General features: G+C 68.2%; 11 protein-coding genes. 9 read left to right on the top strand and 2 right to left on the bottom strand.

The window, feature by feature from the left end; genetic code table 11:
- Positions 1 to 54: 54 nt before the first annotated feature.
- Together ACF1FZ_RS23495 and ACF1FZ_RS23490 are read left to right on the top strand one after the other, a co-directional pair.
- The gene (locus tag ACF1FZ_RS23495; protein WP_391775352.1) at positions 55 to 1665 is read left to right on the top strand and encodes an MFS transporter; all 1611 of its coding nucleotides are present in this window, start codon (positions 55 to 57) and stop codon (positions 1663 to 1665) included.
- Between the two features lie 196 nt (positions 1666 to 1861).
- On the top strand, positions 1862 to 2281 hold the full coding sequence (locus ACF1FZ_RS23490; protein WP_391775351.1) for a peptidase inhibitor family I36 protein: 420 nt from the start codon (positions 1862 to 1864) through the stop codon (positions 2279 to 2281).
- Positions 2282 to 2352: 71 nt separating this feature from the next.
- Here the strand turns inward: ACF1FZ_RS23490 and aceE are convergent, their stop codons facing one another.
- The gene (gene aceE / locus ACF1FZ_RS23485) at positions 2353 to 5085 is read right to left on the bottom strand and encodes a pyruvate dehydrogenase (acetyl-transferring), homodimeric type (RefSeq protein ID WP_391775350.1); all 2733 of its coding nucleotides are present in this window, start codon (positions 5083 to 5085) and stop codon (positions 2353 to 2355) included.
- A 482-nt stretch (positions 5086 to 5567) separates the two neighbouring features.
- On the opposite strand from aceE, the gene ACF1FZ_RS23480 reads away from it, so the two are divergent.
- From ACF1FZ_RS23480 to ACF1FZ_RS23455, 6 genes are all read left to right on the top strand, one after another.
- Entirely contained in the window at positions 5568 to 6005 is a 438-nt protein-coding gene (locus tag ACF1FZ_RS23480; RefSeq protein ID WP_033299694.1) for a DUF3052 domain-containing protein, read from the top strand.
- Between the two features lie 173 nt (positions 6006 to 6178).
- Complete coding sequence (locus ACF1FZ_RS23475) at positions 6179 to 6637, top strand: peroxiredoxin (RefSeq protein WP_391775349.1); 459 nt, start codon at positions 6179 to 6181, stop codon at positions 6635 to 6637.
- Positions 6638 to 6892: 255 nt separating this feature from the next.
- On the top strand, positions 6893 to 7468 hold the full coding sequence (locus ACF1FZ_RS23470; protein WP_203185949.1) for a TerD family protein: 576 nt from the start codon (positions 6893 to 6895) through the stop codon (positions 7466 to 7468).
- Positions 7469 to 7621: 153 nt separating this feature from the next.
- Complete coding sequence (locus ACF1FZ_RS23465) at positions 7622 to 8197, top strand: TerD family protein (RefSeq protein WP_391775348.1); 576 nt, start codon at positions 7622 to 7624, stop codon at positions 8195 to 8197.
- Between the two features lie 69 nt (positions 8198 to 8266).
- Positions 8267 to 9418 (top strand): DUF475 domain-containing protein, encoded by a 1152-nt coding sequence (locus ACF1FZ_RS23460; RefSeq protein WP_391775347.1) that lies wholly within the window; start codon positions 8267 to 8269, stop codon positions 9416 to 9418.
- Between the two features lie 161 nt (positions 9419 to 9579).
- The gene (locus ACF1FZ_RS23455; protein WP_391775346.1) at positions 9580 to 10314 is read left to right on the top strand and encodes a Tellurium resistance; all 735 of its coding nucleotides are present in this window, start codon (positions 9580 to 9582) and stop codon (positions 10312 to 10314) included.
- Between the two features lie 33 nt (positions 10315 to 10347).
- Here the strand turns inward: ACF1FZ_RS23455 and ACF1FZ_RS23450 are convergent, their stop codons facing one another.
- Positions 10348 to 11235: a TerD family protein gene (locus tag ACF1FZ_RS23450; RefSeq protein WP_391775345.1), complete on the bottom strand. Its 888-nt coding sequence runs from the start codon at positions 11233 to 11235 to the stop codon at positions 10348 to 10350.
- Positions 11236 to 11447: 212 nt separating this feature from the next.
- On the opposite strand from ACF1FZ_RS23450, the gene ACF1FZ_RS23445 reads away from it, so the two are divergent.
- Entirely contained in the window at positions 11448 to 12608 is a 1161-nt protein-coding gene (locus ACF1FZ_RS23445) for an HpcH/HpaI aldolase/citrate lyase family protein (RefSeq protein WP_391775344.1), read from the top strand.
- The last annotated feature ends 18 nt before the right edge of the window (positions 12609 to 12626 follow it).

Genomic DNA, 12626 nt, shown 5'->3' with positions numbered 1-12626 from the left:
ACTGTCTCGTGAAATACTTTGTCAACTGTCAGCGACTGACATAACGTCCTGCGCATGACTAGTCGGACCACTGTCGAGAAGGCGCCGCGGGAGCCTGAAGACACCCTTGCCCCCGCACCGGCGGAGGGACTGCGCGGTCACCCATGGCTGACGCTCTTCGCCGTCGCCATCGGCGTGATGATGGTGGCACTCGACGGCACGATCGTCGCGATCGCCAACCCCGCCATCCAGCAGGACCTCGGAGCCTCCCTCGCCGACGTCCAGTGGATCACCAACGGTTACATGCTCGCCCTCGCGGTCTCCCTGATCACCGCCGGCAAGCTCGGTGACCGCTTCGGCCACCGGCAGACGTTCCTGGTGGGCATCGCGGGATTCGCCGCCGCCTCGGCCGCCATCGGCTTCTCCGGCAGCGTGACGCTGGTGATCGTCTTCCGGGTGCTGCAGGGCCTCTTCGGGGCGCTGCTGATGCCGGCGGCGCTCGGTCTGCTGCGCGCCACCTTCCCCGCCGAGAAGCTGAACATGGCGATCGGCATCTGGGGCATGGTGATCGGCGCCTCGACCGCGGGCGGCCCCATCCTCGGCGGCGTGCTCGTGGAGCACGTCAGCTGGCAGTCCGTCTTCTTCATCAATGTGCCCGTCGGCGTGATCGCGCTCCTCTTCGGCCTTGTCATCCTCAGGGACCACCGTGCCGAGAACGCGCCGAAGTCCTTCGACATCGGCGGCATCGTCCTGCTGTCCCAGGCGATGTTCTGCCTCGTCTGGTCGCTGATCAAGGGTTCCGAATGGGGCTGGGGCGACTGGAGGACGCTCGGTTTCCTGGGCGCCGCCCTCGTCCTGTTCTTCGTGTTCGCGCTCTCCCAGAAGAACGTCCGCGAGCCGCTGATCCCGCTGGCCATGTTCCGTTCCGTACCGTTGTCGGCCGGTGTGGTCCTGATGGTGCTGATGGCGTTCGCCTTCATGGGCGGCCTGTTCTTCGTCACCTTCTACCTGCAGAACGTCCATGGCATGAGCCCGGTCGACAGCGGTCTGCACCTGCTGCCGCTCACCGGAATGATGATCGTCGGCTCCCCGCTCGCCGGCGCCGCGATCACCAGGTTCGGCCCCCGGGTGCCGCTGGTCGGCGGCATGGTGTCCGTCGCGGTCGCCATGTTCGGCATGTCACAGCTGGCCATCGGTACCGGCACGCTGACCATGTCGCTCTGGTTCGCACTGCTCGGCTTCGGCCTCGCGCCGGTCATGGTCGGCGCCACCGAGGTGATCGTGGGCAACGCCCCGATGGAACTCTCGGGCGTCGCGGGCGGGCTCCAGCAGGCCGCCATGCAGGTCGGCGGCAGCCTCGGTACGGCCGTCCTGGGCGCCGTCATGGCCGCCCAGGTCGACGCGAAGCTCGACGGCAACTGGAAGGCGGCGGAGCTTCCGCCGGTCGACCCGGCACAGCTGGACCAGGCGTCCGCCGCCGTCAAGGTCGGTATGCCGCCGACAGCCCCTGGCACCCCGCCGGAGATCGCGGCGAAGATCACGGGCGTCGCCCATGACACGTTCGTGTCGGGGATGAGTTCGGCCTTCATGGTCGCGGGCATCGTCGCGGTCGTCGCCGCCCTGGTCGCCACACTCACCAAGCGCGGTACGAACGCCGGGGCCGGGACGGGCGCAGGCCACATCTGACCTCCCGACGGCATCTGGCCGCCCCGGGCCCCAGGCGTCAACCCGGTGCACCCGACAGCCCCGCCGGACGGTTCCGGCGGGGCTGTCGCCTATCCGGGTGGTCCGCCCCCGGTCCCCTTCCCGGCCCGTGTCCGTCCGGGTCAGAGTGCGGACATGCGGGCCACCCGGCTCGCTCGACCACGGGGGTTGATCCACCATGCGCATGACCGTCCTCGCCGCCACCCTGGCGGCCACCGCACTCGTCCCGGCCACAGCCCTGCCCTCAGGCGCCGTGCCCTCCGCGCACTCCGCGCAGGAGCGCTCCCCCGGCGCCCCGCACGCCGTGCCGGCAGGTCTCGCACCCTGTGCGGCGGGACAGCTCTGCCTCTGGGCGGGACCCGACTTCACCGGGGCCAGGCACGCCCATGAGCTGTCCACCGTGGACATCGAGAGCTGCGTCCCCCTGCCCGCCGGCAGTCACGCCCAGGCGCTCGTCAACCGCACCGGGCGGCCCGTCACCACCTACCAGTCCGCCGAGTGCGCGGAGACCGGCGAGTTCGAGACGTACCCGGGAGACGGCACGTGGGTGCCCCGGTCGCCGTACACGGTGCGTGCCTTCAAGATCTGGGAGAACTGACCGGCCGGCGAACGCCGAAGGGCGGCGGAGCCGTGAAACTCCGCCGCCCTTCTTCCGGAACTCTGTGTTCCTTACGCGTCCCCGCCCGCCGGGCCGGGCTCGGCGGCGGCCACGTCCAGCAGCTCGTAGCGGTCCAGTGCCGTCTTCAGCGCCGAACGGTCGATCTTGCCCTCCTTCGCCAGCTCGGTCAGCACCGCGAGCACGATCGACTGCGCGTCGATGTGGAAGAAGCGGCGCGCCGCGCCCCGGGTGTCGGCGAATCCGAAACCGTCCGCGCCCAGCGACTGGTACGCGCCGGGAACCCAGCGCGCGATCTGGTCGGGCACGGAACGCATCCAGTCCGAGACCGCCACGAACGGGCCCTCGGAGCCGGACAGTTTCCGCGTCACATAGGGGACGCGCTGCTCCTCCTCAGGGTGGAGCAGGTTGTGGCGCTCCACCTCCACGGCCTCACGGCGCAGCTCGTTCCAGGAGGTCGCCGACCAGACGTCCGCCTTCACGTCCCACTCGTCGGCGAGGATCCGCTGGGCCTCGACCGCCCACGGGACCGCCACACCGGACGCCAGGATCTGGGCCGGGACCCGGCCCTTCTCGCCGCCGCGATAGCGGTGCACGCCCTTGAGGATGCCCTCGACATCCACATCCGCCGGCTCGGCCGGGTGCTGGATCGGCTCGTTGTAGACGGTGAGGTAGTAGAAGACGTCCTCGCTGTCCTCGCCGTACATCCTGCGCAGACCGTCCTTGACGATGTGCGCGATCTCGTATCCGAACGCCGGGTCGTAGGAGACGCAGGCCGGGTTGGTCGACGCGAGCAGCTGCGAGTGGCCGTCCGCGTGCTGCAGACCCTCACCGGTCAGAGTCGTACGACCGGCGGTCGCACCCAGGACGAAACCGCGCGAGAGCTGGTCGGCCATCTGCCAGAACTGGTCACCGGTGCGCTGGAAGCCGAACATCGAGTAGAAGACGTACACCGGGATCAGCGGTTCGCCGTGCGTGGCGTACGCCGAGCCCGCGGCGATCAGGGAGGCCGTGCAGCCGGCCTCGGAGATGCCGTCGTGCAGCATCTGGCCCGTCGGCGACTCCTTGTACGCGAGGAGGAGCTCACGGTCCACGGACTCGTACTGCTGACCGAGCGGGTTGTAGATCTTCGCACTCGGGAAGAACGCGTCCATGCCGAACGTGCGGTACTCGTCGGGTGCGATCAGCACGAAGCGCTTGCCGATCTCCTTGTCCCGCATGAGGTCCTTCAGGACGCGGACGAAAGCCATGGTGGTGGCGATCGACTGTTGTCCTGAACCCTTCTTCGCGGTCGCGTACGCCTTCTCGTCCGGAAGGGGCAGCGGCTTCGCACGCACCACACGCGTCGGGACGTAACCACCCAGACTCTTGCGGCGGTCGTGCATGTACTGGATCTCCTCCGAGTCGCGGCCCGGGTGGTAGTACGGCGGGTTGCCGTCCTCCAGCTGCTTGTCGGCGATCGGGATGTGCAGCCGGTCGCGGAAGCGCTTGAGGTCGTCGGCCGTGAGCTTCTTCATCTGGTGGGTCGCGTTGCGGCCCTCGAAGTTCGGTCCGAGCGTCCAGCCCTTGACCGTCTGCGCCAGGATCACCGTCGGCTGACCCTTGTGGGCCTTCGCCGCCGCGTACGCCGCGAAGACCTTCCGGTGGTCGTGCCCGCCACGGCCCAGGTGCAGGATCTGGTCGTCGGACATGTCCTTGACCATGTCGCGCAGCCGCGGGTCGTCACCGAAGAAGTGCTCACGGATGTACGCCCCGGTCTCGGTCGCGTACGTCTGGAACTGGCCGTCCGGGGTGGTGTTCAGCTTGTTGACCAGGATGCCCGTGCGGTCCTGCGCGAGCAGCGGGTCCCAGGTGCGGTCCCAGACCAGCTTGATGACGTTCCAGCCGGCCCCGCGGAACTGGGACTCCAGCTCCTGGATGATCTTGCCGTTGCCGCGTACCGGGCCGTCGAGGCGCTGGAGGTTGCAGTTCACCACGAAGGTGAGGTTGTCCAGCCCCTCACGGGCGGCGATGGAGAGCTGGCCGAGCGACTCCGGCTCGTCCATCTCGCCGTCACCGAGATAGGCCCAGACATGCGACCGGGACGTGTCGGCGATACCGCGCGCCTCCATGTAGCGGTTCATCCGCGCCTGGTAGATCGCGCCGAGCGGTCCGAGGCCCATCGAGACGGTCGGGAACTCCCAGAAGTCCGGCATCGACCGCGGGTGCGGATAGCTGGACAGCGCGTGCCCGGCCTTCGACTTCTCCTGGCGGAAACCGTCGAGCTGCGCCTCGCTCAGCCGGTCGAGCAGGAAGGCGCGGGCGTAGATGCCCGGGGACGCGTGCCCCTGGAAGAAGATCTGGTCGCCACCCCGCCCGTCGTCCTTGCCGCGGAAGAAGTGGTTGAAGCCCACGTCGTACAGCGAGGCGGAGGAGGCGAAGGTGGCGATGTGGCCGCCCACACCGATCCCGGGGCGCTGCGCGCGGGAGACCATCACCGCCGCGTTCCACCGGGTCGCGTTGAGGACCTTGCGCTCGATCTCCTCGTCGCCGGGGAAGAACGGCTCGTCCTTCGTGGCGATCGTGTTGATGTAGTCGGTGCTCCGCATCTCGGGCACGGCCACGCGCTTCTCCCGCGCGCGCTCGATGAGCCGGAGCATCAGATAGCGGGCCCGCTCGCGCCCGCGCTCGTCGACGGCGGCGTCGAGGGAGTCGAGCCATTCCTGGGTCTCTTCGGGATCGAAGTCCGGGACCTGGCTCGGAAGGCCGCCAATGATGATCGGGTTGCGATCGGATGCGGAAGCCACGCTGTTCCTTCGCTGTTCGGTGGTGCTCTTCGGGGCCTGGTTGTGGGCAACGTACCCCCGGGAAGGCTGCTGTACGCCGCCTCCATCGTGTACCGCGAGGGCGTGGACGTCATCTCTACCGTGGGGTAACCCAAGGTTCCCGGACGCCGTGTGCGGGCACCAGGATCAGCAGTACGGGGGGCGGCCCTGCCCAAACCGCAACCATACGCCCAACCCGTCCAAGTGTTCCCAAAGCCCGTTCGAATCCGAATGGCGGAGCGAAACGGCATAAGCTGAGGAAGGACGTAAAGGGTCCGGACATCGTTTCCGGCCCCGCAGGAGACATGCCGGAGGTTGCGGCGACGTGGCAGGGAACGTCACCGTTTAGGCGGTCTCGGACGCCGGGTACTTGCGCGATTCGCCGAGCCCGTGTGGACTACGGCCAACGCCCCGCGCACGCGCGTGGCTGAAGCATTTTCCGAAACATGATCAGGAGGCAACCCGTGAGCGCGACCGCGGACCACGCGGAGGAACGGACCAACACGGCCGCAAGGCTGGGGTTCGAACCCGGACAGGTGGTCCAGGAGATCGGCTACGACGACGACGTCGAGCAGGAGCTCCGTGAGGGCATTGAGGCCACAATCGGCCAGGAACTCGTCGACGAGGACTACGACGACGTCGCTGACGTCGTCCTGCTCTGGTTCCGCGACGAGGACGGCGACCTTACGGACGCGCTGGTGGATGCCATTGGTCTGATCGAGGACGGCGGGGCGGTCTGGCTGATGACGCCCAAGACCGGCCGCGACGGATACGTCGAGCCGAGCGACATCAACGAGGCTGCCCAGACAGCTGGTCTTGCCCAGACCAAGAGCATCAGCGCGGGCAAGGACTGGACGGGCAGCCGTCTGGTCACCCCCAAGGGGGCCAAGGCCAAGCGCTGAGCTCTTTCACCACCCGAGGCCCCCGGCGGCACCACGCCGCCGGGGGCCTTCGTACGCGCCCGGCGGGTCCGTGCGGGCCTCCCCGGGCACGGCGGGGGACGCTGCGTAGGGTGGGTGTCACCCGGACGGCCCAGGCCGGGGAAGTGTGACGTCTGTGAAGGGATGCGTTCTCCATGGTGATCGAGGTCGGTACGCAGGCTCCGGATTTCGAGCTGAAGGACAACCACGGGCGGACCGTGAAGCTCTCCGGCTTCCGTGGCGAGAAGAACGTCGTGCTGCTCTTCTACCCCTTCGCCTTCACCGGTGTCTGCACGGGGGAGCTGTGCGCGCTCCGCGACGAGCTGCCGAAGTTCGAGAACGACGACACCCAGCTGCTCGCCGTCTCCAACGACTCGATCCACACCCTGCGCGTCTTCGCCGAGCAGGAGGGCCTCGAGTACCCGCTGCTCTCGGACTTCTGGCCGCACGGGGAGACCTCGCGGGCGTACGGCGTCCTCGACGAGGACAAGGGCTGCGCGGTGCGCGGCACCTTCATCATCGACAAGGAGGGCGTGGTCCGCTGGACCGTCGTCAACGGCCTGCCGGACGCGCGCGACCTGAACGACTACATCAAGGCACTCGACTCGATCTGATCCCGGCAGGTTCCGGCGCCGGCACCGCGGGGGTCCGGCGCCGGGGGCCTGGTGTGCGGAATCGAGGGCCCGGGGTCCCGGAGGTGCGGGATCCGGGGTTTGCGGCCTGCCGGATCCGGGGATCTCCTGGCGGCGAGCGGCCAAAAGCCTGTTTTGGCCGGGAACCGGTCACTAGGATCCAATCGTTGATCCGATGCCAACGCACGACGGGGGTGCTGGTGTTCCGCCGGCCCTCGCAACACTTTTGGAGGACTCGTGGGAGTCAGCCTCAGCAAGGGCGGCAACGTCTCGCTGACCAAGGCCGCGCCGAACCTGACCGCCGTCATCGTCGGTCTGGGCTGGGATGCCCGGACGACCACCGGCGGTGACTTCGACCTCGACGCCAGCGCGCTGCTGACGAACGCCGAGGGCAAGGTCGGAAGCGACGGGAATTTCGTCTTCTTCAACAACCTCAAGAGCCCTGACGGCTCCGTCGAGCACACCGGCGACAACCTCACCGGTGAGGGCGAGGGCGACGACGAGGTCATCAAGGTCAACCTGGCCGGCGTCCCGGCCGACGTCGACAAGATCGTCTTCCCGGTCTCGATCTACGAGGCCGAGAGCCGTCAGCAGAGCTTCGGCCAGGTGCGCAACGCCTACATCCGCGTGGTGAACCAGGCGGACAACACCGAGCTCGCCCGCTACGACCTCAGTGAGGACGCCTCGACGGAGACCGCCATGGTCTTCGGCGAGCTCTACCGCAACGGCGCGGAGTGGAAGTTCCGCGCCATCGGCCAGGGGTATGCCTCGGGTCTGCGCGGCATCGCGCAGGACTTCGGCGTCAACGTCTGAGCCGGTCCGGAGGCGACTCCGGACACCCGCAACTCCATCGCGTCCGGCGTCGCACCTGTGTGCGGCGCCGGACGCGCTCGGCAGGGCGCTCCGCGTCCGTAAGGCGCCCGCGCCGGGCCGAAAGACCGTCCATCGACTCGGGGAGGACACACCATGGGCGTCACGCTCGCCAAGGGAGGCAACGTCTCCCTCTCCAAGGCCGCACCCAATCTCACGCAGGTGCTGGTCGGGCTCGGCTGGGACGCACGATCCACGACGGGGGCCGACTTCGACCTCGACGCCAGCGCGCTGCTGTGCCAGTCGGGCCGGATCCTCGGCGACGAGTGGTTCGTGTTCTACAACAACCTCACCAGCCCCGACGGCTCCGTCGAGCACACCGGCGACAACCTCACGGGGGAGGGCGAGGGCGACGACGAGTCCGTCATCGTGAACCTGACGCAGGTGCCGGCGCACTGCGACAAGATTATTTTCCCGGTATCGATTCATGAAGCCGACAATCGTGGGCAGACCTTCGGTCAGGTCAGTAATGCCTTCATCCGCGTGGTGAACCAGGCGGACGGTCAGGAACTGGCGCGGTACGACCTCAGTGAGGATGCCTCGACGGAGACGGCGATGATCTTCGGCGAGCTCTACCGCTACGGCGGGGAGTGGAAATTCCGTGCAGTCGGACAGGGGTACGCGTCAGGGCTCCGGGGCATCGCTCTAGACTTCGGGGTCAACGTTTCGTAAAGCCGCGCACGGCGCGGGGGAGCCCCGTACTCACCGGGGGAGACCCTTACACACATGATGGGGTAGCCAGTGGTTCTGAAAACCTTCGGCTGGTCGTTCGCGGTCACCGCGATCGGTCTGGTCGCAGCGGTGCTCTACGGGGGGTGGCAGGCTTTCGGCATCGTCGCGATCCTGTCGATCCTGGAGATCTCGCTGTCCTTCGACAACGCGGTGATCAACGCCGGAATCCTGAAGAAGATGAGTGCCTTCTGGCAGAAGATCTTCCTCACCATCGGCATCCTCATCGCGGTCTTCGGTATGCGGCTGGTCTTCCCCGTCGTGATCGTGGCCATCAGTGCCCAGCTCGGACCCATCGAGGCCATCGACCTCTCGTTCAACGACCCCGACCGGTACAAGGAACTGGTGACGGACGCCCACCCGTCCATCGCCGCCTTCGGTGGCATGTTCCTGCTCATGATCTTCCTCGACTTCATCTTCGAGGACCGTGACATCAAGTGGCTCGGCTGGCTGGAGCGTCCGCTCGCCAAGCTCGGCAAGGTCGACATGCTGTCGGTCTGCGTCGCGCTCATCATCCTGATGATCACGGCCATGACGTTCGCGACCCAGGCCCACCAGCACGGTGGCGGTCACGCGAACAAGGCGGAGACCGTCATGCTCTCGGGCATCGCCGGTCTGATCACGTACCTCGTCGTCGGCGGTCTCTCCGGGTTCTTCGAGAACAAGCTCGAGGAGGAGGAGGAGCGCGAGCACGAGGCCGAGGAAGAGGCCAGGAAGGCCGGCAAGCCGGTCTCCGGTGTGGTGCTGGCGGGCAAGGCCGCCTTCTTCATGTTCCTCTACCTCGAGGTCCTGGACGCGTCCTTCTCCTTCGACGGTGTCATCGGCGCGTTCGCCATCACCAACGAGATCGTGCTGATGGCCCTCGGCCTCGGCATCGGCGCCATGTACGTCCGTTCGCTCACCGTGTACCTGGTCCGCCAGGGCACCCTGGACGACTACGTCTACCTGGAGCACGGCGCGCACTACGCCATCGGCGCGCTGTCGGTCATCCTGCTCGTCACCATCCAGCACGAGATCAACGAGCTCATCACCGGCTCCGTCGGGGTCATCCTGATCGGCTGGTCCTTCTGGTCCTCGGTCCGGCGCAACAAGGCGCTCGCCGCGGCAGGCGGCGACGGCGGCGGTGGCTCCGATTCCAAGGCGGAAGCCTCCTCCGGGGTGTGACCCGGTAAGGAATGAGGAACGCTCTCTCTGCGGGGCGGCCATGGCGGCGGTTCTCCGGGAACACCCGGACCCGGCCGACGGCCGCCCCGCAGAGGTGTGCGGGGCGTGTGGGCCGTACGGACGGGGCCCGGCGGTACTTACCGATACGAGTGGGGGTTGGGATGGCCTTCTGGGACGGCCTGTTTCCGCGGCGGGCAGCGCAGTTCGACTCGGGTGACTCCGCGACGAGCTCGATCGTGCTCTCCAGGCGCAATGCCACGGTCTCGCTGAGCAAGCAGGGCGCGCTGACGGGCAATCTGCGTGTCAACCTGTCCTGGCGGATGCGCACGTCGGACTTCGGCGGCAGGTCGCGGCAGAGCGGACGGCTGCTGCGTCCGCTGAAGCTCTTCCAGCCCGATGTCGTGCAGGCGCACACCCAGGGCATGGTCAACGTGGACCTGGACCTGGGCTGCATGTACGAACTGACGGACGGGACGAAGGGAGTGGTCCAGCCGCTGGGCAACTTCATCGGCGACCTGAACGCGCCGCCGTACGTCAGGCTCAGCGGTGACGACCGCTTCGGGGCGCCCTCGGGCGAGACCGTCTACGTGAACCTCGACAAGCGCGACGAGATCAAGCGCCTGCTGTTCTTCGTGTACATCTACGACCAGACCCCGGCCTTCGACCGTACGCACGCCAAGGTGACGCTCTATCCGGGCAACGGACCGCGCATCGAGATCGAGCTGGACGAGCGGGCTCCGCAGGCCCGTTCCTGCGCGGTGTTCACGGTGGACAACGTCAAGGGCGAGCTGATCGTGCGGCGCGAGGTGAAGTTCGTGTACGGCTTCCAGTCGGAGCTGGACCGGATGTACGGCTTCGGTATGCAGTGGGGACGCGGCTACAAGACGCGGGCCTGAGTGAGCACCGCGAGGGCCGACCGCGCCTCCGGTTCACGACCGGAGGAACTGCGGGCCCTGCGGGGGGAGCACGAAATTCGGGTCGGCGGCATGCGCGGCGGCCGCAGCGGGCTGGGGGTAGCCGTACGCCGGCCGGTCCGCGGCAGGCTGTGGGTAGCCGTAGGCGGGCTGCGGCGGCGCGGCGGGCGGCTGCGGATAGCCGTAGGCCGGCGGGGGCGCCACAGAGGGCTGTGGGTAGCCGTAGGCGGGCTGCTGGTGCTGGACCGTGGCCTGGGAGTCGGGCGTGGGCGCGGTGGGCTCCGGCGGGGCCGACGCGGACGTCTCGGGGGCGCTGGGCACGGCAGGGGGGCCGGGCTCGGAGGCCGCCTCGGCCTCGTCCACCGAGATCCCGAAGGCGGTGGCAAGTCCGACGAGGCCCGTCGGGTATCCCTGCCCCACGGCCCGGAACTTCCAGCCGTCCCCGCGCCGGTACAGCTCGCCGCAGATGACCGCGGTCTCCTCACCGGTCTCCGCCCGCACGTCGAAGACCGCCAGCGGCTCACCGTCCGCCGATGCCGCGTCGTACAGCGATATGCGCAGATCCGTCACGTGCTCGAACGCCGCCTCGTCGCAGGACGCGGCGATGACCACCTGGTCCACGGAGGGGTCGAGCGAGGAGAGGTCCGCCTCGATCGTGTCCGTGAGCCCTTCGGGGGAGCTGCGCTTGGGCAGGCGCCGCACGAAGCCCGAAGGGTGCCGCGGCTGGTTGTAGAAGACGAAGTCCTCGTCGGAACGCACCCGCCCGGAAGGGCCGATCAGCAGGGCCGAGGCGTCCACATCCGGTACCCCGGCGCCCGGGGTCCAGCGCAGCACGGCCCGTACTGCCATGGCGTCGAGAGGGACGTTCGAGCCCTTCAGCATCGCGTGCGTCATGGCGGTCATCCTGCCTGCTGGTGGGGTGTCCGGACAACGCGGGGGTACGAGCCGGTGGGCCGGACTCCGTCCACGAGGAGCGCGCAGGCGCGCCACGAGGGGTGCGGGATGCGCCGGGGACACCCGAAGTTCATACGGACGGGGAACCCGCGACACGTCGCCGAACGTACTATTACCGGCCATACGTTTATTCGGCCTCTATGACAGTACGGGGGAATCACATGCGTCATTTCGGGCATATCTCGCCCGCTGTCCGGGAGAGTCTGTTCTTCAGGGAGCCGTGCGAATTCGATGCGGGCTCCTCCTCCCGCATGCTGTCCGCAGCCCTGGGCGCCACGCTCTACAGCCCTGCGACCCGGCCCGGGCTGGCCGGCGACGTGATCAAACAGGCAGGCCACGGTGTCGTCTCCATGGTGCTCTGCCTGGAGGATTCCATCGACGACGCCGAAGTGGTCGATGCCGAGGCCAACCTCGTCCGGCAGTTCGCCGACCTCGAGGCGCGGGACGCCGACGTCCCGTTGCTCTTCATCAGAGTCCGTGAGCCGGAGCAGATCTCCGACCTCGTGCAGCGGCTCGGTAGCTCCGCCCGGTTGTTGTCCGGATTCGTACTTCCCAAATTCACGGAGGACCGGGGTGAGCTCTTCCTGGAGGCACTCACCGCGGCCGAGGCGGACAGCGGGCACCGGCTGTTCGCCATGCCCGTCCTCGAATCGCCCGAGCTGCTGCACCTGGAGACCCGGAGCGAGACCCTCCGGGGAATCGCCCGCACCGTCGACAAGTACCGCGAACGCGTCCTGGCGCTCCGGCTCGGTGTCACCGACTTCTGCTCCGCCTACGGTCTGCGCCGGGCACCCGACATGACGGCGTACGACGTACAGATCGTCGGCGCCGTCATCGGCGACGTCGTCAACGTGCTGGGCCGGGCGGACGGTACCGGGTTCACCATCACCGGCCCCGTGTGGGAGTACTTCCGCCTCCAGGAGCGGATGTTCAAACCCCAGCTGCGCCGCAGTCCCTTCATGGGGCAGGCCGAGGAACTGCGCACCGCGCTCATCGAGCACGACCTCGACGGGCTGCTGCGCGAGATCGAGCTCGACCGGGCCAACGGGCTGCTCGGCAAGACCTGCATCCACCCGTCGCACGTCCTGCCGGTGCACGCCCTGTCGGTCGTCAGTCACGAGGAGTACAGCGACGCGCAGGACATCCTGCGGCCCGGGCGGGGCGGGGGCGGAGTGCTGCGCTCGGCGTACACGAACAAGATGAACGAAGTGAAGCCGCACCGCGCCTGGGCCGAGCGGACCCTGCAGCGGGCCGAGGTCTTCGGTGTGGCCCGCGAGGACGTCGGCTTCGTGGAGCTCCTGGCCGCCGGCGTGACGGCCTGAACGCGCAGACGGGCGAGC

Source organism: Streptomyces sp. NPDC014623, assembly GCF_043088245.1.
Taxonomy (GTDB): Bacteria; Actinomycetota; Actinomycetes; order Streptomycetales; family Streptomycetaceae; genus Streptomyces.
This window is presented reverse-complemented; position numbering and strand designations above follow the sequence as displayed.